Source organism: Nocardia sp. CA-135398 (assembly GCF_050955845.1).
Lineage (GTDB): Bacteria > Actinomycetota > Actinomycetes > Mycobacteriales > Mycobacteriaceae > Nocardia.
Genome location: NZ_CP192084.1, coordinates 6,731,121 through 6,754,171, shown reverse-complemented (window position 1 = coordinate 6,754,171; position 23,051 = coordinate 6,731,121). Strand labels below are relative to the sequence as shown.

24 protein-coding genes are annotated in these 23,051 nt (G+C 64.5%); 11 read left to right on the top strand and 13 right to left on the bottom strand.

The window, feature by feature from the left end; all coding sequences use genetic code 11:
- Nucleotides 1-31: 31 nt before the first annotated feature.
- The 3 genes from ACQP1T_RS30010 to ACQP1T_RS30000 form a co-directional block, all read right to left on the bottom strand.
- Nucleotides 32-1,309 carry an RNA polymerase sigma factor gene (locus tag ACQP1T_RS30010; RefSeq protein ID WP_433756395.1) on the bottom strand — a complete coding sequence of 426 codons (1,278 nt, stop codon included), beginning with the start codon at nt 1,307-1,309 and terminating at the stop codon, nt 32-34.
- 15 nt (nt 1,310-1,324) lie between these two features.
- Nucleotides 1,325-1,744, bottom strand: a complete 420-nt coding sequence (locus tag ACQP1T_RS30005; protein ID WP_396955850.1) for a YciI family protein — start codon at nt 1,742-1,744, stop codon at nt 1,325-1,327.
- A gap of 190 nt (nt 1,745-1,934) precedes the next feature.
- Nucleotides 1,935-2,165 carry a hypothetical protein gene (locus tag ACQP1T_RS30000; protein ID WP_433756394.1) on the bottom strand — a complete coding sequence of 77 codons (231 nt, stop codon included), beginning with the start codon at nt 2,163-2,165 and terminating at the stop codon, nt 1,935-1,937.
- An 18-nt stretch (nt 2,166-2,183) separates the two neighbouring features.
- On the opposite strand from ACQP1T_RS30000, the gene ACQP1T_RS29995 reads away from it, so the two are divergent.
- The gene (locus ACQP1T_RS29995; RefSeq protein ID WP_433756393.1) at nt 2,184-2,834 is read left to right on the top strand and encodes a hypothetical protein; all 651 of its coding nucleotides are present in this window, start codon (nt 2,184-2,186) and stop codon (nt 2,832-2,834) included.
- 206 nt (nt 2,835-3,040) lie between these two features.
- On the opposite strand, the gene ACQP1T_RS29990 is transcribed toward ACQP1T_RS29995, so the two are convergent.
- Nucleotides 3,041-3,610, bottom strand: coding sequence for a putative glycolipid-binding domain-containing protein (locus ACQP1T_RS29990; protein ID WP_433756392.1), 570 nt, complete (start codon nt 3,608-3,610; stop codon nt 3,041-3,043).
- Between the two features lie 3 nt (nt 3,611-3,613).
- Complete coding sequence (locus tag ACQP1T_RS29985) at nt 3,614-4,957, bottom strand: family 1 glycosylhydrolase (RefSeq protein WP_433756391.1); 1,344 nt, start codon at nt 4,955-4,957, stop codon at nt 3,614-3,616.
- A 124-nt stretch (nt 4,958-5,081) separates the two neighbouring features.
- Between ACQP1T_RS29985 and ACQP1T_RS29980 the strand changes: the two genes are divergently transcribed.
- The gene (locus ACQP1T_RS29980) at nt 5,082-5,228 is read left to right on the top strand and encodes a hypothetical protein (protein ID WP_433756390.1); all 147 of its coding nucleotides are present in this window, start codon (nt 5,082-5,084) and stop codon (nt 5,226-5,228) included.
- 786 nt (nt 5,229-6,014) lie between these two features.
- On the opposite strand, the gene ACQP1T_RS29975 is transcribed toward ACQP1T_RS29980, so the two are convergent.
- The 3 genes from ACQP1T_RS29975 to ACQP1T_RS29965 all read right to left on the bottom strand — a co-directional run bounded on the left by ACQP1T_RS29975 (nt 6,015) and on the right by ACQP1T_RS29965 (nt 8,248).
- On the bottom strand, nt 6,015-6,437 hold the full coding sequence (locus tag ACQP1T_RS29975) for an NUDIX domain-containing protein (RefSeq protein WP_433756389.1): 423 nt from the start codon (nt 6,435-6,437) through the stop codon (nt 6,015-6,017).
- 186 nt (nt 6,438-6,623) lie between these two features.
- Nucleotides 6,624-7,274, bottom strand: coding sequence for a 2'-5' RNA ligase family protein (locus ACQP1T_RS29970; protein WP_433756387.1), 651 nt, complete (start codon nt 7,272-7,274; stop codon nt 6,624-6,626).
- 5 nt (nt 7,275-7,279) lie between these two features.
- Nucleotides 7,280-8,248, bottom strand: a complete 969-nt coding sequence (locus ACQP1T_RS29965; protein ID WP_433756386.1) for a hypothetical protein — start codon at nt 8,246-8,248, stop codon at nt 7,280-7,282.
- Between the two features lie 580 nt (nt 8,249-8,828).
- Between ACQP1T_RS29965 and ACQP1T_RS29960 the strand changes: the two genes are divergently transcribed.
- The 5 genes from ACQP1T_RS29960 to ACQP1T_RS29940 all read left to right on the top strand — a co-directional run bounded on the left by ACQP1T_RS29960 (nt 8,829) and on the right by ACQP1T_RS29940 (nt 11,383).
- Nucleotides 8,829-9,026 (top strand): hypothetical protein, encoded by a 198-nt coding sequence (locus tag ACQP1T_RS29960; RefSeq protein WP_433756384.1) that lies wholly within the window; start codon nt 8,829-8,831, stop codon nt 9,024-9,026.
- Nucleotides 9,027-9,199: 173 nt separating this feature from the next.
- Nucleotides 9,200-9,337: a hypothetical protein gene (locus ACQP1T_RS29955; RefSeq protein ID WP_433756383.1), complete on the top strand. Its 138-nt coding sequence runs from the start codon at nt 9,200-9,202 to the stop codon at nt 9,335-9,337.
- A 5-nt stretch (nt 9,338-9,342) separates the two neighbouring features.
- Nucleotides 9,343-9,600 (top strand): hypothetical protein, encoded by a 258-nt coding sequence (locus ACQP1T_RS29950; RefSeq protein WP_433756382.1) that lies wholly within the window; start codon nt 9,343-9,345, stop codon nt 9,598-9,600.
- A 388-nt stretch (nt 9,601-9,988) separates the two neighbouring features.
- Nucleotides 9,989-10,534: a hypothetical protein gene (locus tag ACQP1T_RS29945; protein ID WP_433756381.1), complete on the top strand. Its 546-nt coding sequence runs from the start codon at nt 9,989-9,991 to the stop codon at nt 10,532-10,534.
- A gap of 210 nt (nt 10,535-10,744) precedes the next feature.
- A complete protein-coding gene (locus ACQP1T_RS29940; RefSeq protein ID WP_433756380.1) occupies nt 10,745-11,383 on the top strand; it encodes a glyoxalase in 639 nt (212 codons plus the stop codon).
- Here ACQP1T_RS29940 and ACQP1T_RS29935 read toward each other — a convergent pair.
- The 4 genes from ACQP1T_RS29935 to ACQP1T_RS29920 form a co-directional block, all read right to left on the bottom strand.
- The gene (locus tag ACQP1T_RS29935; protein ID WP_433756379.1) at nt 11,365-12,990 is read right to left on the bottom strand and encodes a bifunctional 3'-5' exonuclease/DNA polymerase; all 1,626 of its coding nucleotides are present in this window, start codon (nt 12,988-12,990) and stop codon (nt 11,365-11,367) included. The two genes, ACQP1T_RS29940 and ACQP1T_RS29935, sit on opposite strands and share 19 nt — an antisense overlap.
- A gap of 156 nt (nt 12,991-13,146) precedes the next feature.
- A complete protein-coding gene (locus ACQP1T_RS29930) occupies nt 13,147-14,013 on the bottom strand; it encodes a class II glutamine amidotransferase (RefSeq protein WP_433756378.1) in 867 nt (288 codons plus the stop codon).
- A gap of 454 nt (nt 14,014-14,467) precedes the next feature.
- Nucleotides 14,468-14,911 (bottom strand): SRPBCC family protein, encoded by a 444-nt coding sequence (locus tag ACQP1T_RS29925; RefSeq protein WP_433756377.1) that lies wholly within the window; start codon nt 14,909-14,911, stop codon nt 14,468-14,470.
- Nucleotides 14,912-14,918: 7 nt separating this feature from the next.
- Nucleotides 14,919-15,167, bottom strand: coding sequence for a hypothetical protein (locus tag ACQP1T_RS29920; protein ID WP_433756376.1), 249 nt, complete (start codon nt 15,165-15,167; stop codon nt 14,919-14,921).
- A gap of 204 nt (nt 15,168-15,371) precedes the next feature.
- Between ACQP1T_RS29920 and ACQP1T_RS29915 the strand changes: the two genes are divergently transcribed.
- Nucleotides 15,372-18,395 carry an alpha-mannosidase gene (locus tag ACQP1T_RS29915; protein ID WP_433762419.1) on the top strand — a complete coding sequence of 1,008 codons (3,024 nt, stop codon included), beginning with the start codon at nt 15,372-15,374 and terminating at the stop codon, nt 18,393-18,395.
- 111 nt (nt 18,396-18,506) lie between these two features.
- On the opposite strand, the gene ACQP1T_RS29910 is transcribed toward ACQP1T_RS29915, so the two are convergent.
- Nucleotides 18,507-18,902: a hypothetical protein gene (locus ACQP1T_RS29910; RefSeq protein WP_433756375.1), complete on the bottom strand. Its 396-nt coding sequence runs from the start codon at nt 18,900-18,902 to the stop codon at nt 18,507-18,509.
- Nucleotides 18,903-19,246: 344 nt separating this feature from the next.
- On the opposite strand from ACQP1T_RS29910, the gene ACQP1T_RS29905 reads away from it, so the two are divergent.
- Genes ACQP1T_RS29905 through ACQP1T_RS29895 form a run of 3 tightly spaced genes read left to right on the top strand, consistent with a single transcriptional unit; the run spans nt 19,247 to nt 23,006 of the window.
- Entirely contained in the window at nt 19,247-19,399 is a 153-nt protein-coding gene (locus ACQP1T_RS29905; protein ID WP_433756374.1) for a hypothetical protein, read from the top strand.
- Between the two features lie 33 nt (nt 19,400-19,432).
- A complete protein-coding gene (locus ACQP1T_RS29900; RefSeq protein ID WP_433756373.1) occupies nt 19,433-21,859 on the top strand; it encodes an FxsB family cyclophane-forming radical SAM/SPASM peptide maturase in 2,427 nt (808 codons plus the stop codon).
- Complete coding sequence (locus ACQP1T_RS29895; protein WP_433756372.1) at nt 21,846-23,006, top strand: aKG-HExxH-type peptide beta-hydroxylase; 1,161 nt, start codon at nt 21,846-21,848, stop codon at nt 23,004-23,006. Before ACQP1T_RS29900 ends, ACQP1T_RS29895 begins: the two co-directional genes overlap by 14 nt.
- Nucleotides 23,007-23,051 lie beyond the last annotated feature (45 nt).

Below are 23,051 nucleotides of genomic sequence, written 5' to 3'. Positions count from 1 at the left end.
AAAATGCAGAAACCGTCGGTGGTATGGCGCTTCAGCCGAGCTCGGCGAGCTTGCGCCGCAGCACGGTTCGCTCGCGTTCATTGCCGCACAGCTCTGCCGCGCGCTCCAGTTCGGTGCGCGCCTCATCGGTGCGGCCAAGGCGGGTCAGCAGCTCGCCGCGGACGCTCGACAGCAGATGCGAATTCGACAGCGCCCCAACCGCCGCCAACTCGTCCACGATCGGCAGCGCCGCGGCGGGTCCCTGCGCCATGGAGACGGCCACCGCCCGATTGAGGTCGACCACCGGCGAAGGGGCCAGTCGGCCGAGCGCCTCGTAAATGAGCACGATGCGCTCCCAGTTCGTCGTCTCGACCGAGGCCGCGACGGCATGACATTCGGCGATAGCCGCCTGCAGGCCGTAGGCCCCGAGGCCACGGCCGACCTGCTCAGCGCGAGCCAAGGCGGCCCGTCCCCGGCGGATCGCGGCATGGTCCCAGCGGCGGCGGTCCTGCTGCTCCAATAACACCGGCTCGCCGTCCGGTCCGGTACGGGCCGGGAAGCGCGCCGCGGTCAGTTCGAGCAGCGCGAGCAGGCCGTAGACCTCGGGCTCGTTCGGCACCAGCCGGGCCAGCACCCGGGCGAGCCGCTGTGCCTCGCCCGCCAGCTCGAATCGGATCAGCTCATCACCGGAGCTGGCCGTGGAACCTTCGGTGAAGATCAGATAGATCACGCTGAGCACCGAGCCGAGACGCTCGGCCCGCTCTCGGGCCGATGGCACCTCGAACGGCACCCGCGCCGCCGCCAGGGTCTTCTTCGCGCGGGTGATCCTGGCCTGCACGGTGGCGGTCGGCACGAGGAACGCCTTGGCGATCTCGTCGCTGGTCAGACCGCCGACCACGCGCAGGGTGAGCGCCACCCTCGCCTCCCGTGCCAGCACAGGGTGGCAGGAGATGAACATCAACGCGAGCACGTTGTCATCGATTCGGTCCGGATCCCAGAGCAGGTCCTCGGCCTCACGAGTGGGTTCGCTCCCGGCGACCACACCGCCCTCGCCCAGATCACGGGCGAGGGCGGCATACCTCTCGTCGAGGGCCGAGCGCCGACGGAACGCGTCGATCGCGCGACGCCGACCCACGGTGAGCAACCACCCCGCGGGGTTGCGGGGCGCACCGTCACGTGGCCACGTCACCAGTGCCTCGGCCAACGCCTCCTGGGCGAGGTCCTCGGCCAGCGCGAAATCGCCGGTGTAGCGCGCGAGTGCACCGACGATCCGCGCCGATTCGATCCGCCAGATGGCGGCGACGGCCGCACGGCCGGTGTGATCAGCCATCGCCGTTCGGTCCGCTCAGAGCTGACCGGTCGCTTCCCTCCACTTCCGCTCCTTCTGGATCCACTCGTTGTCCTGCGGGAACTCATCGATCGTTGTGACCCGGCGGATCTCGGTCTTGAAGCCGGGACCGGTGATCGGCGACCGCTTGGCCCACTCCACCGCCTCCTCCTTCGATGCCACGTTGAGAATGTAGAACCCGCCGAACAATTCCTTGGTCTCGCCGTATGGTCCGTCGGTGACCACCGGCGTTTCGGTGGAATAGTCGACGACCACGCCATCGGCGGCATCATCGAGGCCCTCCGCGGCGACCAGCACGCCCGCCCGGATCATCTCCTCGTTGTACCGACCGACGGTCTCGAGCATCTTGTCGAAGTCGATATTCGCCATCCCCGCGTAGGCCTCGTCGGTGGCGCGCCAGATCAGCATGTACTTCATCGTTCTGTCTCCTCGAGTAGCCGGGCCCCTCTCGGACCCTCTCACTCTCGAGTCGAACGGGGCACCTCGAAAATCGACGCGCCGCCGAAAAAATCTTTACCGGTGGCGCCGCAGCGGAAGGCGAGACGCTGATCGGGCACGAGTGCGGCTCTGCGACAATGGGTTTGTCGGTTTCGAGCCGACCGGCTTGTCAGCGGTGAAACAGGCGGCGGATGCGGCTGCGGATGTCGTCCCGAGGTGGGGGAGTGGTGGGTTCGGTGATTGCCTCGGCCGAGGTTGCCTGGGCGAATCGCACGTGCAATTGTTCGCGAACCTGGTCCGGGGTGTAGGCGCGGCGGCGGCGTTCAGCGCGCACGACCACTACACCGGTTGCGACTACACCGGCCGCACCTGCCAATCCCACTGCCTTCCACCACCTCATACCGCATAGGCTACGTCCATGACGGGGACGAGCATCAGTCTCGATCGGGCGCTCGAGCTCACCAGAACCGGCGATATCTGGTTGTTCCGTGGGCATTCGGCGGCTGACCGTGCGATTCGGATGACGACGAACAGTCCGGTGAACCATGTGGGAATGTCGGTTGTGCTCGACGATCTGCCCGCGTTGATCTGGCATGCGGAGCTCGGTCGATCACTGACCGATATGTGGTCGGGTGTCGCACATCGCGGCGTGCAGTTGCACAACCTGCGGGATGCGGTTTTGGTGTGGACACACCGCTACGGTCAGCAGGCCTGGTTGCGCCAATTGAACCGTCCGGCAACCAAGGAGATGGAAGACGGTCTGCTGCGCACCATCGCTCGACTCGACGGAACCCCGTTTCCTTCCACTGCCGGTCTCGCCGGTCGCTGGCTACGCGGTCGAGTGCGTCTCCCGCGACGCCGGTCGGGCCGCGCGGCCGTTCAGGAGTTGGAAAGCGCGTACTGCGCGGAGATCGTGGCCGCGACCTACCAGTCGATGGGACTGCTATCACAACAGCGAAGCCCGAATTGGTATGACCCCGGCCGGTTTTGGAGTGGTGACGCACTGGAGCTGATCGGTGGCTATGAACTGGGTGGCGAAATAGCCGTGCAAACACCCGCCAGTTCCTGACTGCGGCCGATGAACAGGACGCGGAACGAGTTCCGGATACAGCGGGTTCGAACCAGTGACTGCTGGGCGCAAGTCGCATGGAGTTCGGCCGGTGTGACCAAGTCAGCGCACCGACCGGGACGGCAAGCTCGTGCGACTGCAACAGTCCGTCGACAGCTCAGTTCTCGACCGAGCGTTGCACGGCTGACAGAAGGGATGCGTCGGTCTCAGTGGACTCGCGTGGCGATACCTGGATAGTCGAGGATCAGGCCGTGTCGGTCGTAGGTCAGCTCGCAGGCGAAGTCGAAGGCGGGAGCCGCATAGTCATACGCCTGTTCGCTGGTACGTGAATACGTCTGCTCCAAGCGATCCACCGCAAGCCCGACCGCTCGGACGTACGCGGCCGGTGCGGCCGCCGCATGGCCGATCGGCAGGTTCAGCCGGTGTACGGGAAAGGTGTTGGTCACCGCCGACGCTTCCAGGTCCAGATCCAGACACCCACGCAAATGCGGTGCGGGGACGCCATCGATCTGCCAGTGGCCCATGCCATCTGCCTCGATAACGATCGTGCGGGTCACATCCGCACTTCGGCCGGTGATCCGCGCGGACCTGGCCAACCACGATCGGTCCACTTCGATCACATAATCCACAATCCAGGATCGACTGCCCTCGGTGGCCGTGGTGACGCCCTCAACTCGCTGTCTGCCATGGTCGGCGGTGAAGTAAGCGACCTCGAAACCCGTCCGAGCGCCTACGTGCTGCCAGGATGCGACATTCGGCAAATCTAGGAAAGGCATCGGCTACGGGTTTGCCACCGGGCTCAGGCAGCTGGACGGTGGGTCGACGAGGACGCAGAACGATGGGCCGCGGGTGGGGCGGTAGTCGGCGGGGAGACCGCCTGTCGCGATGAGTTGGGTGTAGGTGCCGACGGCGTCGGTGGGGCGGCGCGTCAGGGATGGGTCGGTACGCACATCGACGGTGTAGAGGCCGAAACGTGGTGTATAGCTGCCCCATTCGTAGTTGTCGGTGAGGCTCCAGTAGTTGTAGCCGATGACGTTCATGCCGTCGGCTTTGGCGCGCTGGATCCAGTAGACGGTGTCGCGGAGGTGATCGCTGCGGGTGTAGCCGTCGCCGCGGGGGATGCCGTTTTCGGTGGGCATGCCGTTCTCGACGATGTAGAGCGGTTTGTTCGGCAGGCGGCGCGAATAGTATTGCAGCGCATAGTAAATGCCCTCGGTACGTACCGGCAGCTCCCAGATGCGTTGTCCGGGCAGCTCCGGCATCGCCGACCCGATGGCCCTGGTGATGGAACTCAGCAGCGACTGCACCGGATCGTATGCGAAGTAGTAGTCGACGCCGACATAGTCGAGCCGATCCGCGACGCGATCGATGAACGCGCCGTTGACCTGTGCCTCCGAGCCAGCGACATAGCCGACGTTGCTGGTCACCTGGGCGCCGGGCTGCACCTGGTGGATGTAGTCGTAGATGGCGTTGTGGGCCTGCGCGAGGCGGTCGAGCATCTCGGGTGCGCTCGCCGCGCCCCGGCTGGTCTCGTGCACGATGTAGGCGACCGGTTCGTTCACGGTGACCCACAATGGATTTCGGGATGCGTAGCGGTCGACGACCGTGCTCATATTGGCCAGCCAATCCCCGACCATGCCCGGGTTGCGCCAGCCGCCGCGGTCGGCCGCCCAGCCGGGATAGACCCAGTGGTCCAGGGTGATCATCGGTCGCATTCCAGCAGCCACGATCTTCGCGATCACCGCGTCGTAGAAGCCGAACGCGCCAGCATCCCAGGTGCCCGGCGTGGGTTGCACACGCGCCCATTCGATTCCGATCCGGAACACCTTCACACCGAGCGCGGCTGCGAGGTCGATATCGGAGGCATACCGGTCGTAGAAGTCGACCGAATCCTGCAGTGCTTCGGCCCCGGAGTTCGCGATGTAACGCGTCCAATTGCTATCGGGCGCATGGCCTTCGGACTGGAATCCGGAGGACGCGACACCCCAGAGGAAATCCGAGTCCAGTACCGGTAGCGCGTTCGACCGAATCGGTGGGACAGCCGAGGAGTTCGTGCACAGCAACAATGTCGACGCCGCGGCGGCGAGCGCGGCCAGGACGTACCGACGGAACCGGGATCGCATCAATTCAGGGTAACTCGATCATCATCGGCGTTGGACGAATCAAGAATGCTGGGCTGATTTGCCACCTCAGCGCTCTACGTCGCGAGCAGCGTCCGTTGACGGATGCGTCGCCAGTGCCCGACCGGTGCCGTTCACCAACCTCGATGGCACCACTGGCACCGACCTCTATGTCCGGCAAGACAAGTTCCGCGACCAATTCGCGGCCGATGCCAGCGCCGATCGCGTACTCATGGCCGCCGCGCAACCGCCGATCGCACAGGCCGCGCTGTAGGAAAAAGGCCACCGTGGGCCGCCTGGAATGCGAAACCCATTGGGACGTCATCACCACCCAGGACCTGAACATTCCCGTCGCGCCCAGCGATTCATGGCCAACCGCGCGCACGTCACCGAAGTCGGCGCATCACACTCTGTCGCCGTCTCCCCTCTCGACGTCGTTGCCGAAGTGGTCGAACAGGCCGCAGCAGCCAAGGATTGACCCGAAAACCCAACCATCACAAGAGCGCGCATGCCGTGCCCTCGTTACCAACGGCATAGTTGTGGGAAGAGGTGTGCCCACTGGCGAGAAGGTTGCTGTGCCGGTGGGCCATCGTCGGAAGAGACGTTGCCCACTGGCGGGAACAACCGCGTTTGTCCTGGCAAGGGTTGTGCCCGCGGGTGGAAGGTTGTTGTCGCCGATGGGAGCATTTGTAGGAGGGAGGCGCGTGCCCAATGGCGGGAAGGGAAGGTCTTTTCTGGGAAGAGCTGTGCCCACCGTTGGATGCTGTGGCCGGTGGGGCACGTCATCGGGCAGCTACCGGAAAGATCCCGCACCCCAGGACCCCACCCGTGCAGCAGCGCAGTCGCCGCCCATACCACTGGCCCGTGAAAACGGTTGCCACTCTGCACTTTCCGATTGCGGAGCGCCGTCGATGCATGCCGATCATCCTTTGCGCCAGCAGCCTCGGCGGTACACTATTGATGGCGAGGTTGTTGTTCGGCTTGTCGAAGATCAGCAACGGTGTGGGACGGTCGGCAAGTAGCAAGCGCGCCAAGCAGACTCGGAAGCGCTCACCGTCCGCTAGTCGTCGGCCTTCCAGCCGTGCCAGAACGACCGCGTGCCGTTTGTGATGAGGGCTTTCAGAGCGGTTGGGCGCAAGTCTGCCGCGTTGATCTGATCTATTGGGAGCCAATCGAATTCGAGGTGTTCTTCTTGGCTGACCGGTGTGTCGTCGAGTTCTGCATCGAAGATCAGATTGACTTCATGGTGGGCATTGCCTTGATCGGTGTACCCATGCTCGACGACACCGGCGAAGCCGAGGATCCTGCCAGCGGTTCCGAGTTCCTCGGCGAGTTCGCGGAGGAGTGCGGATTCGACGGGTTCGCCGGGCTCGACGTGTCCGCCGGGGAGGAAAACCCAGGTCTTGCCGCGTTCGCGTGCCACGAGTATCCGACCGCCGTCACGGATGACGGCGCGGGCGATGATTTCGGTGGCGACAATCATCGGTGGCCCTTCGTGTCAGAGGTGCGGAACGCACACGGTGCTCTCGGCTTGGAGCGGAAGGAGTAGCGCCTACCGCTTCGGACCGTCTCGCTGGTCCAGACCGGTCGAATGGTGTCAGCCTCGATGTTTGACGGTTCCCCCAACAAGTGACTTGGAGTACCAGTGACAGCCGACATGGTCGAACCGCTACTGGATTTCGGCTGAGTTGGGGGTGCCCAGCGGGACCTTGGCGATCTCGCGCCATTCGTATCGGTGGTTGTCCCGATTCAGCTCGATCAGTGATACAGCTTTCACCTGCTCGACAACCTCGATGTCGCTCAATCGATTTCGCGTGAGCAGGTCGCGCAGGTCGATCACCGATGCCTCGCCGGTGGAGTAGGCGAGGGTGAGGTGAGGTCGGAACCGGTCGTGGCGTTCGGGCACGTTGTCGATGCCCCACACGTCCGCGATGGCTTGTTGTAGTGCGTTGCGCACTTGCTGGAAGCTTTCTGTGCTCGAGATCGGCATCCCGATGGTTTCTTCATCCACTGTGGGCGGCCCGATCAGGGCATTGAATGGCTGGCGCCGGGATAGGTGTTCGGTCGCGGCATGAGCGATTCGCTCGGCGTCCGGAGCCGTGATCTCATCGGTGAATCCGACGCCCTGGACAGTGATGTGCAGTCCTTCTTTACCAACGGGATCCATCGTAGGTATTTGCATCAGCAAAGGTTCGAACAGGTCGACGAGCCGTCGAACCGGGGAGTCGTCGGTGAAGGTCACGTGCCAGGTGTAGAACGACCGGCCCACCCGCCAACCTGGACGCCACCACCAATGATCATGCGTTGAATCCTTACCCATGAGAGTCAGTCTCCGTTCGTCCCGGCCGCGAGCGCTGGCAAGGGGGGGCCGAGATCGGCGAGTTGTCGAAATGCCAACGCGACATCAACGATTTCGGTGGCACTGCTCGCGGATCCGGTTGTCTCGCATGCCAGTTGGGCGATTTCGTCGATCCGTTGGATCAAAGGCCCGACACGGTGCTCTACCGGTGTCGTTGCCGCGACGTCGGCCAGTTCGGCCGCCGCGACATCGAAGTCGCCGAGCGCAATGAATCCTTTGATCTGCTGGCAGCGGACCATGCGTTCGGAGCCGAGGTTGCGCAATGCCGGCGCGGCGGCGCGGAACTGGCCGAGGGCACTGGTAGCGAACTCGATCGACTTCGCTGCGTCATCGTTGACGAGTGCGGCATCGGCCCAGTAGCCACCAGCGCGTTCGACCGGGCATGAGAATGGGCCACCGAATTGGTCGTTGTGTGGCTCGTCTTGCAGCTGCGCTGCGATATCGAGCGCATGCTGAATCGCAGCGGCTGATTCCTGGCCGCGGCCGAGATGGGCCAAGTCGATCGCCCTGGCGCTTGCCAGGATGAGCAGTGCTGTTCCGGCGGTGGCGTAGGTCAGACCGTCTTCGGCGGCGTCGGCGGCCACATCGTATTGTCCGCGCCATGCCGCCGCGGTGTTCTGGGCGGCCCTGATCCAGGCGCGCAACTCGTTGTCTTCGGTGTTCTCGGCAAGAGCCCACGCGGTGCGGAGATGTCGCTCCGCGATCTCCGGATTCCCGAGGTCGGTGGTTATCCAGCCCAGAATCGTCATGGACCATCCCGCGATTCCGTAGAGTTCGGCGCTCTGGCTGGGGCGTTGCCGTCCTTTAAGCAACTCGATCGCCCGGTCGCGGGTGTGGACTACACGTCGAAACAACGGCAGCGTGGGCGATTTCAGATATTCACGTGTCACCCAGCGCAGGTCGTCGTGGAGGTCCTTGATGGTCAGCGGCCCCACGTTTGTCGCTTCCGCCCATGACAGCAGTGACGCTGATTCATCAGCCGTCGCGAGTAGGAGATCCCCGCCGCTCGGTGGAGGAGTGGTCTCGGGCGGGAATTGCTCGCGACAGCGGTCCAAAACCGTTGTTTCGCATCGTCGGTGGCATCCTCCATGACCTGATACAGCAGGCGCTTACTCGACTCGTGCATGTTCGATGTCTGCCCGGATTCCCAAAGGCTGAGGGTCCGTTTGGTGACGCCGACAATGCGCGCGAACTCCATCGGGCTGCGCCGCATCGCTTCGCGGAGGGCGCGGATCTCTGTGGGCGTCCACTCGATATTCACCATACGGTTCGTTCCCCCTGCGTAGGCCAGTGCCGAACAGCAAATTACCCGCTCTTAACCCTTCTCGCGCCGGTTCCGCACTGTTATGGACCGGTGCCTTTGCTGCAGGCTCATTCCAACACCTGACGCAGGTCGAAGGCAATTTCCATCCGAAGCGCACCACGAGATGTCATAGCTCTGGGCCGCGGTTGGACGCTGCTGCCGGGGTCTCTCTGCGTCGGGTACCACGAGCGCAATCTCGGCGGGAGGAAGATATGACGAATTCAATGCTGCCGCAACGTGTTCCGTTCATCGGCCCGGTAGCCAGGTATAGCGGCGCATCCGCGGATGTGGTGGAGCTGTTCGCCGATGCGGTTCGCGAGTGGGCCGATCAGCCTGTGCGCGCACTGTCGTCCCGGTGCCGGAGTGTCGAGTCCTCCGGCACCGGGCGCACCAACCAGAAAGGGGCATGATGGGCCGAGATAGGTTGCGCACCAGTCGAACTCAGGACGGACGCAAGCTGGCTGTGTGGCGGCTGGCGGGGAAGTCAGCGCGCATCGTGCGCGTGCAATTCACTTTCGAATCGTTCACCGCGTATCGCTTACCCTCGCGCACGTCCCTTCCCGGAACGCAACCGGGAACGGTCATGTTCGAGCCGTACCCGGATCTGGCCGCCGCTCGGGAATTACTGCCCAAGCACGGTGATCTCTGGGACGCGCTTCGTGACGACTACTGGGCAGCGCTGATGAACCTGGCGGATCTGCCGAACACGTTGGAGGCGTAGGTCAGATGTACGAGCTCGATCTGTCCCATCGGAGCGAGACCGCGCCATCGGTGCGGGCGCTGCTCGCCGTATTCCATGAGGAGACCCGCTACAAACTTGCCCTCGCACCTACTGATAGCGCTCCGATTTACGAGCGCAGGTCTGATGGCTGGCTGAGCCGAGTGGACGAAGACGGTTGGATTTCCGATTCGGATGCCGATCTGGATAAAGGCGACGCGATCACTGTCACGCCGACCAGCGTGTACGACACGGAAACATCATGAGCGTGAGCAGCGGTTGCCGCTGTTGGGAGCGTTCGCTGTTGGAAAGAGGTGCCCAATGGCGGGAAGGGGAGGTGTTTGGCCTGGGAAGAGTTGTGGCCACCGGTGGAAGGTTGCTGTGGCCGGTTGGCACACCATCGGGCTATAGATCCCGCACTGCAGGCAGCAGCGCAGTCTCCGGTGCTCCTATCCCTTCGGTCCCGTCTCGCTGGTCCAGATATCAAAGGCCCGACACTTGCGGCCGAGGTGGCTAGAGTTCGGTTGAGCGGATCGTCGAGCGCGGATCAGGCGTTGGGCTGCGGAAGCCGGGATGGGAGGCCCGATCGAAATGTCACTCACTCATGATGGGCAGGCCGAGGGGGGACAAGACACCGCTACGGCGCCGGGGGTCATGGTTCTGATTGGGACAGTCGTCGGTGTTGCGGTTCTCTTGGGCGTCCACCTCGATTGGATTCCGTTCGTTGGGAATTCGACCGGTCCCGATCGGCTTGTCGGTCTGGTGATCGGCGGGATTCTGCTGGGTGTTTCGCTGGTGGGGTGGGCGATCAAGACGCTGTATCTGCTCGGCAGCGTGCGCCGGTGGTCGTGGAAAGTTGCCGCGGTTCCGGTGGTTGTGGTCGCGGGGGTGGTGGCGGGGTTGATCTTTCGGCCTGCGAGCTTCGGCTCGGCACGTCCGGAGATGGAAGGCGTGGCGGTCGAGATGCTGGGCGAGGATGGGCCGAGTTCCCGTCGGGATCTGAGTGTCGGCGGCTTGGACATCAGTTTGGTTCAACGCGAGTCCGATGGGCGCGTGTACTTCTATGACGCCGATGGATTCGTGGGTTCGACTGTCCGCGGCTGGGTGTACTCGCCCGGCAACGAGCCGGTGGGCAGTGGCGCGCGACGGTTCGAGAAGGTGTCCGAAGAGTGGTATTCGTTCGTCTTCGATATCGACTGATGTTGCCGGTGACTCGACTCGCCCGAGCGTGATCGTGAAACATCAAGTGGCAGTAGCCATCTGCACGGCTGTCACCCATGTGTTGCAATGGCAGCGGAGCACACCTACGGCGTGGTCGACACGTCCAAGACGGGCTGATCCAGACCGGGCAGAGGAAGCGATCAGGAATCGAGAAGCGCCGGTCAGGGGGTACGAAATAGCGTTGCTGACATGAACATCACCATTAACCGAGCCGCTATCGAATCCATCATCCTCGAGGTCCCCGACGTCGCGGCCGCAGAGGCTTTCTATACCGCCGCGTTCGGTCTCGGCGACAAATTGCGCTTCCGCGCCTCGGAGGAGCCGACGACCGGCTTCCGTGGCTTCATCCTCTCGCTCGTGGTGTCGCAGCCGAGTACCGTCGACAGCCTCGTCGGCACCGCTGTCGAAGGGGGCGCGACGATTCTGAAGCCCGCCAAGAAGAGTTTCTGGGGCTACGGCGGTGTCGTCCAGGCTCCGGATGGGGCGATCTGGAAGATCGCGACATCGTCGAAGAAGGAAACCGGCCCGGCCACTCGTGCGATCGACGATTTCGTGGTTCTGCTCGGGGTCGACGATGTCAAGGCGACCAAGCAGTTCTACGTCGACCATGGCCTGACCGTGGCGAAGAGCTTCGGCAGCAAGTACGTCGAGTTCGACACCCCCGCGTCCTCGATCAAGCTCGCGCTCTATGGGCGGCGTGCCGCCGCCAAGGATGCCGGTGTTTCCGCGGAGGGGAGCGGGTCGCACCGGATCGTCCTCGGCGGCAGTGCCGGAGCATTCACCGATCCGGATGGGTTCGCGTGGGAACCTCATTTGGCGTCCCAGTAGCAATCCACCACCGCCGTCGTGAACGGGAACCGCACCGGTGTAGGCCCGAAGGCGATCCGGCCCGCGCTCTCGGCCGCGGTCGCGATCATTTCGGCGACCGCCGTGGCTTCCTCGGCGGGGCAGTGCACGATTACCTCGTCGTGCTGGAAGAAGACCAGTTCGGCGCGGAGTCCGGCGTGCGTCATCGCATGACGCACGCCGGCCAGCACCAGCAGGGCCCAGTCGGCGGCACTGCCCTGCACGACGAAGTTCCGTGTGAAGCGGCCGCGAGCGCGAGTGGCGGAGGTGCCCGTCTCGGGCGATACGACGGAAGCTGGCGGGCAGGTGCGTCCCAGCCAGGTGCGCACCAAACGGCCCTCTTCACCGGCGCGGGCCGCGTCGTCGACGTACGCCACCGCGGCCGGATAGCGTCGACGCAGTTCGGCCATGTGGGTCAGGGCATCGCCGGAGGTCTGGCCGTAAATGGCGCCCAGCAGGGCGATTTTGGCTTGGGCGCGGTCGCCGCCGAAGACACCGGCGTATAGGTCTTCGCCGCGACCGGCCACCTCCATCAATCCCGGGTCGCGGGAGATCGCGGCGAGTACCCGCGGCTCCATTTGGTCGGCGTCGGCGACTACCAGACGCCATCCCGGCTCCGCGCGTATCGCTTGGCGGATCACCTTGGGAATCTGCAGGGCACCGCCACCGTTGGTGGTCCAGCGGCCGGAAACGGTTCCGCCGGGCAGGTATTCGGGACGAAAGCGGCCGTCGTGCACCCACTGCTCGAGCCAGGACCAGCCGTGCGCGGTGTACAAGCGGTAGAGCGATTTGTAGGCCAGCAATGGCGCTATCGCGGGGTGATCGATCCGCTGGAGCTCCCATTTTCGGGTGGAGGACAACGAGATCCCGACGCGGGCGAAGGCTCTGATGATGTCGTTGGGCAGGTCCGGCCGGACCCGAACACCTTCCCCGAACGCCCGCGACACCTCGTCGGCCAACTCCGCCATCCGGCGCGGCTCCAGTCCGCCCGGAAAGCGTTCTCCCAGTAGCTTGTCCAGCAACTCGCGGTGGACGTCGGCGCGCCAGGGGATCCCGGTTCGGGACATCTCCGTGGCAACCAGCATGCCCGCCGATTCGGCGGCAAGGAGCAGCCGCATTCGTTCCGGATGTTCGGTCTTCGACGTACGTGCCAGCTGACTCGCGTACACCTCCAGCAGTGCGTCGAACTCGTCCGTTCCTGGTGGCAGTGGTACCGGGCCCGATTCGAACAGCGACGGCTGGGTCTCGGCGACACGCACGGGCGCGTCCGACGGGACGGGCAGCTTGTGCAGTCGCGCCCAGGCCGCCGCCAACGAGCGAGCCTGTCCCGACTGTCCCTCCTCATGGCCGATCAGCAGCGCCTCCGCGGCCTGCACGTCATAGCACCGCTCGACCCGCACCCCCGCCGCCAGCAACGGCCGGTAGATCTCGGGCGTGGACCGCCACACCCACCGCTCGACCTCGGGACGTGCGCGCACCGCCTCGGCGAGCGATGGTTCGCGCACCACCGGTCCGGCGGGCCGACCGTCTTGATCGAGCGGACACAGCGTCGCACCTCCGTCGCCTGTTTCCGCCACTGCCCATCTCACGTCGCTGAGTCTTGCACCGAGGACAGACATCCCATCGGTAGCGGGTTCGGCCGCTGCCGTGTCCCCGACGATGATCTAGGCGCATCCGGTGATTTCGTCGTCGAGCGGGATGACGGTGCCGGTGAGGAAGCTGCCCGCGGGCACGGAGCGATGTGGTCATCGCCCTGACTGCGCTGCCGCCGCGCGAGTGTCGAGCTGCGCCAGCGACAGTGGATAGCGTGGCGCGTAGTCCAGCAGGGAGGTCGATCGGACGTGCAGATGGTCGTCGACGTGGACTAGCTCGCCAGGGGCGAGCGCTCGCCAGCGTGGGTCTTCATCGGTGCGTTCGCTGGCTACGACCACCGCTGGGAAGTCGCGAAGGTGTCCGCTGCGGGTTCGGATTCCGGCTCGTCCGGCCTGGTCCAGATGCCGGTCGCCCTGTGGACCGCCTGCTGCGCGTTCGAGAACGAAGAGGTCGTGCGTGTCGGGGTAGCGCAGTGCCCACAGGCTTGTTGCGGTGGTGAGCACCAGGTTGAGGGCGTAGACCGGCAGGTGGTCCGCAATCCATTCGACCGCGTCGGTGATGCCTGCGGTGACGTCGCCGTCGTGTCGGTCGGTGCGCTGGGTGATCAGGGCGAAGAATCGTTCGGAATCGGTGTCTCCGTGTACCAGGTCGAGGTAGTCGCCGAGTTCGGAGTCCAGTTCGTCGAGGCCGTGCAGCACGCCGTTGTGCGCGAACAGGCGGCCGCGTTGTTCGAAGGGATGGGTGTTGCGGGGTTGTAAGCCGCCGGTGGTGGCGTAGCGGATGTGCGCGACGAACGTCGTCGATTCTCGTTCGCGCGCTTCCCGGGCGAATTGGACATCCTCGTAGGCGGCGATGGGTTGTTTCTCCACCAGCGGGGCCTCGTGGGCGGTGAAGGTGCCGAGGCCGACGCCGTCGGGTTCACGTCTGCTCTGAATCGACAGACTGTCCGGCGCATCCAGCAGCCAGAATGTGGCCCGCACGCGCCGCGGTGCGGCCGACAAACCGAACAAGCGACACATGGGACTCCTGGCTGGGCGTTGTCCGCGTGTGATGACTGTCCTGCGATCGTAGTCCCAGGTCAGCCGACTTTGCGTTCCGGTCCGGAATCTCGGGGTCCGGTCCGGAATTCCCGTTCGGCCAGTGGACCAGGGGGTTCAGAGTGCGGGCTCTCGATCGGAGAGGAGCGCGCTCATATCGTGATCACGACGGATCAGCACGGGGATGGCTGTAAACCGCGTGTGCGCAAGTGATTTCGATTCTGGGGGGATTGATATGTGGGAGTGGAGCAAACATGTGGCGGAGCATGCCGCCGCCGCGGCATGGACTCGTCGACAAGACGTGTACCGACCGACGATCTGCGACCCGGAGCCAGACAGCCCATATGCCGAGACCGGTGGTTGCGCCGCGGTCGTGGACACCGGTGGAGAAGATTCGAGTGACGACGATGGCGGGACCGAGTAGTCAGCCAGATGATCACGTTTCGAGCGTATCGGTCAGAGCCGTGCGCCGAGGTGGCGCCGATGCTTCTATTGCCTGCTTCATTTCCTTGATGCCGTATTCGGTGCGGATTCGGATATCGGCGGCGATGGTGTCGGGCAGGACGTCGGTTATCCAGATCAGGCGGCCGTGCTCACCCTCGCTGTGGACCTCGAAGGATGCGTGGTGGTGGTCCAGCGATGGCCTGGCGCCTTCCACCACGGCGTAGGCCAGTCGACGGGTCCGGTCGTCGATGGAGACGATCAGTTCCCGGATGACGTGGCCGTCGGGGAATGTGAGGAAGCGTTCGACGCCCTGGATGCGGGTGTCGGCGACTCGACCGGGGAGCAGGCGTGTGTGCACGGCGCCGACATCACGGAGCACATCCCAAATGTGTTGTGGCGAAGCTTCGATGACGATTTCGGTCCGGATGGTGGCCATGGGTGCGCTAGGGCACCATCCCGAAATCGCGCGCCAGGACGGCGCGGGCACGGGCATCGGCCAAGAGCAGCCCCGCTTCCCGGCGGAGTTTGCCGAGATAACGACGTTGCTCCGGGTTGGGCGCTGTGCTCTCGAGTTCCCGGTCCAAGGAGCCAAGCGCGGATTGCAGGTCACCCACCGTATCGACGGTCGCGCCGGCGCCTAGGTTTCTGGCTTCCTTGATGAGTTGGGACAGTCGACCTTCCAGACTGAGCATTTCGCCTCCCGAGCGCGCACAGCTGCATGTCCGTCGGCGTCGCCGAAATGGGTTCCGCCGATTCGATGAACCGAATCTATTGAGCCGTTAAATAACGGTACATCAGATGGTGGAATGATGAAAGAGGCTGGCATCGCCCGGAATTCACCGTGCTGTCGGACAATAGGGCGGTTGGTGATCACTTCTCCGATGGGAGCCAGCGCTGTGCACGATGACCGTCGGTTGATCGAAAGTCGCCTCGGTCGGGTCCTTGCCGAGCGGATCGTTCCGGCGATCTATCCGGAGTCGGTGCCGCTGCGGGCATCGGTCTGGGTCGCGCCGGATGAGCCGGTGCCGGTTGCCGAAGGGTTGGCCGCGCCCCGGACGCCTATCGAATCCGGTGCCAGGTGGGGCGTGCCATGGGGGACCAGCTGGTTCACGGTCGAGGGCGCGGTGCCCGCCGAGTGGGCGGGCAAAACCGTCGAGGCGATTATCGACCTCGGTTTCGACCGGAATATGACCGGCTTCCAGTGCGAGGGTCTGGTCTATCGGTCGGACGGATCGCCGGTCAAGGGGCTGCACCCGCGCAACCAGTGGGTGCGGGTGGCGTCTCCGGCGGTCGGTGGCGAGGCGGTGCTGCTGCACGTCGAGGCGGCTTCGAACCCGATCATCCCCTTTTTCTCGCCGAACACTCTCGGTGACAAGTCCACCGCCGGTGACGAGCCGCAATATCGGCTGGGCCGAATGGATCTCGCGGTTTTCGACGACGAGGTCTGGCAGCTGGTACAGGACTTGGAGGTTCTCGGCGACCTGATGCACGAGATGCCCGAGGAGCCTGCTCGCCGCTATGACATCGTGCGTGCGATCGAGCGCGCACTCGACGCGATCGATCTGCAGGACGTGAACGCCACCGCCGCGGCGGCGCGCGAATGCCTGGTCGATGTGCTCGCGAAGCCTGCGGTACCGTCCGCGCATACGATTTCCGCGGTCGGGCACGCGCATATCGATACCGCGTGGCTGTGGCCGCTGCGCGAGACGGTGCGCAAGGTCGCGCGTACGACCGCGAATATGACCGCCCTCCTGGCCGACGAGCCCGAGTTCATCTATGCGATGTCCCAGGCCGCGCAGTACGACTTCATCAAGCGACACCGTCCCGAGGTCTACGAGCTGGTCAAGCGGGCGGTATCGGAGGGGCGGTTCGTGCCGACCGGCGGGATGTGGGTCGAGGCGGATACGAATATGCCGGGTTCGGAGGCGATGGCGCGGCAGTTCGTGCACGGAAAGCGGTTCTTCCTGGCGGAATTCGGTATCGAGAACGAAGAGGCGTGGCTGCCCGACACCTTCGGGTTCGCCGCCGGTCTGCCGCAGATCATCAAGGCGGCTGGCTCGAAATGGCTACTGACCCAGAAGATTTCGTGGAGTCAGATCAACCAGTTTCCGCACCATACCTTCCTGTGGGAGGGGATCGACGGAACGCGGATCTTCACCCACTTTCCGCCGGTCGATACCTACAACTGTTCGATGCACGGGCGTGAGATCGCCCATGCCGCACGGAATTTCAAGGAAAATGGCCGTGCGTCGATGTCGCTGGCGCCGACCGGCTGGGGTGACGGTGGCGGCGGCACGACGCGGGAGATGATCGCGAAGGCCGCCAGGATGGCCGATCTCGAGGGTTCGCCGAAAGTGGTGTGGGACTCCCCATCCGGCTTTTTCGCCAAGGCCGAGGCCGAGTACGAGAACCCGCCGGTGTGGGTAGGGGAGCTGTATCTGGAGTTGCACCGTGGCACATTGACGAGTCAGGCGAAGACCAAACAGGGCAACCGCCGCAGCGAGCATCTGCTACGGGAGGCCGAGCTGTGGGCCGCCAGCGCGGCGGTGCGGAAGAACCTCGAGTACCCGTACGCGGCATTGGACCGAATCTGGAAGACGGTGCTGCTCAACCAGTTTCATGACATCTTGCCCGGCTCGTCGATCGCGTGGGTGCACCGCGAGGCGGAGCAGACGTATGCGGCGGTGGCCGAGGAGTTGACGGCGATTATCGAGCGGGCGCAATGGGTGCTCGGCGGTGAGCGGGAGGGACCGAATATGTTCAACCCGACGCCGCACAGCTGGCGAACGGTTCCAGCAGGTGCGGCTGCTCCGGTGGATTCGGGTGATTCATGCTCGGTGGTCGAGCGTGGGGGTGGCGGTTTCGTCCTCGACAACGGTCTGTTGCGGGTAGAAGTTGACGCCCGCGGGCTCGTCGCATCGGTGTTCGACCTCGAGCATCAGCGCGAGACGCTGCCACCAGGTTCGGTCGCGAATCTCCTGCAGCTACACCCGGATTTCCCGAACTCCTGGGACGCTTGGGATGTCGATCTCTTCTACCGAAACCGGGTCACCGACCTGACCGAGGCAGAATTCGTTGCGGCAGAAACAGATTCGAAGGGCGCAGCGGTGGTGCGGATCGCCCGCTCATTCGGGTCGTCCAAGGTAGAGCAGACCCTGACACTGCGGCCGGGCGCGCGCGGTCTGGATATCGACACCACCGTCGACTGGCACGAGACCGAGAAACTCCTCAAACTTGCCTTCCCCCTGGACATCCACGCCGACCGCTATGCGTCCGAAACCCAATTCGGGCACGTCTTCCGGCCCACCCACACCAACACCAGCTGGGAGTACGCGAAGTTCGAGGCCTGCAATCACCGGTTCGTCCACTTCGCCGAGCCCGGCTGGGGTCTGGCGCTCGTCAACGACTCCACCTACGGCCACGACGTCACCCGCACTGTTCGAGCCGACGGCGGAACAACGACAACGCTGCGGTTTTCGCTGTTGCGGGCACCCCGGTTCCCTGATCCGGAGACCGATCACGGTACCCACCACTTCCGGCACGCCCTGATTCCCGGCGCTTCGATCGGAGATGCCGTGCGCGCGGGCTACCGCATCAACCTCGCCATCTCGCGCGCCGGTGTCGCCGAACCCGTTGCGCCACTGTTCATTATCGACAACGACGCCGTCGTGACCAGCGCCGTCAAACTCGCGGACGACGGCAGCGGCGACGTCGTGCTCCGCGTCTACGAGGCCCATGGCGGCCGAGCCTCGGCGCTGGTAACCACAGAATTCGACAACGCCGGATTCCAGACCTGCGATCTACTGGAACGCCCCCTACCAGCAGAGACCTCCGCAACCCCAGAGGGCGCAGGAGTCCGCCTTCGGCTACGCCCTTTCCAACTCCTCACCCTCCGCTTCGCCCTCCCACAACTGGACTGATGGCCACCATGCGCTGGTGTTGGTGGCTCTCGCCCGATGCTGCCACGACGCATGGTGATCGTTCGACCAGCATGGAGGAGGTAGGTTCGCGCGGGTCAACTGGTCGCGAGTTCACATGGATGCGGATGCTCGGCGGAGGGCATCGAGGGTGGTCTCGGGGGAAGTGTTGAAGCAGAATCGAATTCCCGGTGCCGCCTCGACTACGGCGTTGATGATGTGCTCGAACAGCAGGGTGTGGTCGGGGAAGGCTCGTATCGCACCGCCGATCATGACGAGGTCGAATCGGTGGTTGGCGAGCAGGGTTCGGATTTCGGTTTCGGCTTCGTCGGGCGATGCGCCGACCAGGTATGGGGTGATATCGAATTCGGTGTCCCGCAGGGCATCGTTCGCGGCACCGATCCTGGCGGTCAGTTGTGCCTCGTCCAGGTTGGGGAAGCGGTTGTAGTCCATGGCTTGTGGATGCAATCCGATGGTCAGTGCCCTGGGCCGTACGACTGGTTCGGACATTGGTTCTCCTCTGTGGAGCGTGGGACCGCGCGTTCGCGTGGGACTATCAGGGTCAGGTGCGACACCTTTGCTTTGTAAGCAAAGCTAATTTAGCGAGCAGGGTATGTCAACAGCGGCTGGTCTATGGGTTGCCGCCACGACGGTGATTTCGTCTGGGATCGCGACGAGCACTGGGCCACATCGATTCGGTCGAATTCGCCTGAGCGGTTCAAGCGGGCGGAGGACGCGGGAACAGTCCCTCTTGCCCATGACCAGACTCCCAAAGTTGGGAAACTGGGCGCGACTGGTGGTGCGTAGCATTCGTCAAGAGCGCCAAAGGGTTTCGCTCGTTAGGAGAATGAATCATGAAGTCGAATAATCGCGCCTTGGTGTCCGCTGTGAGCGATCTGCGTGGCACTCCGCTCGGGCAGCTTTCGGGCCAGAGCTTGACCGATCTGCTCGCGAATCTGGCCAACTCCTCAACCACCGGTATTTCGTTCAGCTCCGCTCTGATCTGATCCGAATACCGCTTCGGCATACCGGCTATCTCCGTGAACCGTAAACCGCTTCCCTTTCGTCAGTTTGTGATCAAGGTGCATAGCCGGTGCGATTTGGCGTGCAATCACTGCTATATGTATGAGCACGTCGACCAATCCTGGCGTGGCCGTCCGATGGGGCTTGCCCCGGAGACGGCCACCCGGATTGCGTTCCGCATCGCCGAACATGCGGCGGCCCATGCGCTGCTTGAGGTCGCCATCGTGCTGCACGGCGGCGAACCACTGCTGCTCGGCGTAGATCGGACCAGGGAATTCCTGGTCGCGCTGCACGCGGCCATCGCCCCGGTGGCCCGCCTGAATCTGCACATCCATACCAACGCGATTCTGCTCAGCGAGGCGTACCTCGACTTGTTCGCCGAATACAATGTGCGAGTTGGTGTTTCGCTCGACGGCGATCGCACTGCCAACGACCGGCATCGGCTGTACCGCAACGGCCGCAGCAGTTATGACCAGGTGATCACGAGCCTCGAGCTGTTGCGAAAGCCGCAGTACCGCCCGCTGTATTCCGGCCTGCTGTGCACGGTGGATATCGCCAACGACCCGATCGCCGTCTATCGTGGGCTGCTGGAGCAGGAGCCGCCGCGCATGGATCTACTACTGCCGCACTCGAATTGGGAGCATCAGCCGCCGGGCTTGCGAATACCGCGCGACCCGGACAATCCGGAACAGGGTGGCGGCGAGTATGCGCAATGGCTCATCGCCATATTCGACGCGTGGAATGCCGACGGCCGACCGGTACCGCTGCGCACCTTCGAATCGGTGGTAGCGGCCATGTACGGCCGTCCGAGCACCGCCGAGGCAATCGGACTCGATCCGGTGGATCTGTTGGTTATCGAAACCGACGGCACGCTCGAGCAGGTCGACTCGCTCAAGACCGCCTTCGAAGGCGCGGCGGCGACTGGACTGAATGTATGGGACAACAGTCTCGACGAGGCTGCGGTGCTGCCCGGAATCACCGTGCGTCGCGACGGCATCGACGGCGTCAGCGCCACCTGCCGGTCCTGTGACGTGGTTCAGGTCTGCGGCGGTGGGTTCTACCCGCACCGATACCGTCCGGGCACCGAGTTCGACAATCCCTCCGTCTATTGCGCCGATCTGAAGGAGATGATCGCTCACGTGGCCGAGTCCGAAGCCGCAGCGGGTAGAGGCGGTGCGCAGACCTCCGCCCATGCTGCCGCCGCAGCAGCGCACAGCCTGTCCGATGACGAATTCGACCAACTGGCAGCCGGTTTCGGTGATGCGGCCACGGTGAGCTGGCTAGCACAGGCGCAGTCGTCGCTACAGCGCGAATTATTGGCCGCCATCGGCCGATTCGGCCCGCAGAGTGACGAAAGATTCACGGCCGCATGGGATGTGCTCGTCTCCCTGGACGCGTCGGCGCCCGATGCGGTAGCCACGGTGCTGGCGCATCCGTACACCCGGGTGTGGGCCATCGCCCTGCTGGAGGGTGTGAGCAAGGGCGAGATGGTGCCCGAGGATGTCTATCACCTGCAGGCGGTCGCCGCGAGTGCGGCGCTGCACGCGGGCAAGGATCTGCGGTTGCCGGTGCCGGTGCGCGGCGGTGTTGCGCCGCTGCCTACTTTCGGTGCGCTGAAAGCCGATGGGGAAGAACAGGTGTGGATCGATACCGGCGCGGCCGAGAAGCTGGATCTGGTACATCCATTGCGCCTGCTGACGGCGACCGACCTGACCGTTCCGCTAGAGGACACCGACCCCTACCGCATCGGCCACAGCTATGCGGCCGACCGGCTCAGCGATGCCGAGGCGCAGCGGTGGCAGCGCGCCTTCGCCGCGGGCATCGACTTCATCGACGCACATCTGCCCGTGTACGCGCCTGGGCTGCGCGCCGGCTTGCGCACGGTCATGCCGATGGAGCCGGACGAGAACTACGACCGAAGTGCCTCCATGCGACTGGCTTTCGGCGCCGTCGGCATCGGGTTGCGACGAGCGCTGGTATCGGCCGCGCTGCCGCTGATCCACGAATTCCAGCACGTGAAGATGGGCGCCATTCTCGATATGTTCGAATTGTTCGACCGCTCCGATACGGCGCTGCGGTATTACGCACCGTGGCGGCCGGACCCGCGGCCGATCGAGGGGCTGTTGCAGGGCACCTACGCGCATATCGGCGTGACCGATTTCTGGCGGGTGCATCGCATCCGGGCCGAGGGGGCGCAGCGCCAGGAATCGGAACGGGAATTCGTGCGGTGGCGCATGATGACCGCGGAGGCGATTCGCCAACTCCAGGCATCTGGATCACTGACCCCGCTGGGGGAGCGGTTCGTTGCGGGCATGAGTGCGACGGTGCAGCCGTGGCTCGCCGAACCGGTCGATCCCACCGCGGAAAGTGCCGCGGTCCGCGCCGCGGAAGTGCACCGCGCCACATTCGACGAACGTATGAAGGTGAGCCGTGACCTCGGTTGAGTCCGCACATAGTCTGTCGGAGGATCAATTCGCGCAGCTGGCAGCGGGTTTCGGCGATGCGGCGACGGTGCGTTGGCTGGTACAGGCCCAGGCGTCGGTGCAACGTGAATTATTGGCGGCAGTAGGCAGATTCGGCCCACACGACGATGCGCGCTTCGCCGCCGCGTGGGATGTGCTGGTGGGTTTGGACGCATCGGCCCCGGACGCGGTGGCGGCGGTGCTCGCGCATCCCTACACCCGGGTGTGGGCAACCGCACTGCTCGAAAACATCAGTCGCGCAGAGTTTGTCGCCGCGGATGTTCACCACTTGGAGGCGGTCGCGGCCAGCGCCGCGCTGCTGGCAGGCGCGGATCTGCGACTGCCGGTGCCGGTGCGCGACGGTATGGCGCCGTTGCCGATGTTCGGTGCGTTGCGGGCCGCGGAGCGCGTGTGGATCGATACCGGCAAGGGCGAGGTCGCGCTGGCCGAGCCGGTGCGCAAGCTGACCTACGGCGAGCTGACCGTGACGCTGGAGGACACCGATCCCTATCGAGCGCTGCCCTATCACGGCAGCGAAATTCACCCGACCGGGCGGTTGAGCGATGTCGAGGCCGAGCACTGGCAGCAGGCTCTGGTGGGCGCTCTCGAATTCCTCGAAGAAAATCTGCCTGCGTATATGCCCGGCCTGCGTGCAGGTCTGCGGACGATACTGCCGCTGCGACCGGATGGTCCGATGAACCGAAGTGCCTCGGCCAGACTGGCATTCGGTGCGGTGGGTATCGCGGCCCGGCACCTGGATCCGCAATCACTCGCCGAACTGCTGGTGCACGAATTCCAACATGTGAAGCTCGGCGCGATGATGGATGCCTTCGAACTGTACGACCGCGCCGATATCGAACCGCGCTACCACCCACCGTGCTTTTCGCATCCACGCCCGATCGAAGGCCTACTGCACAGCACATACGCCCACGTCGCCATCACCGACTTCTGGCGAGTCCAGCGCACCATCGCGACCGGATCCGCGGCCGAGGCCGCCGAGCGTCGCTTCGCCGAGGTCCGGACGCTTACCGCCGAAGGCATAGCGCAGCTGGAGGCCGCCGAATCACTCACCTCCCTGGGCGACACCATCGTCGACGCCATGCGGCGCAGGATCACCGACGCATCGTGATCGTCTGACCAGCCCGCGGCGGCCACGGGTGGGTTATCGCTGTTC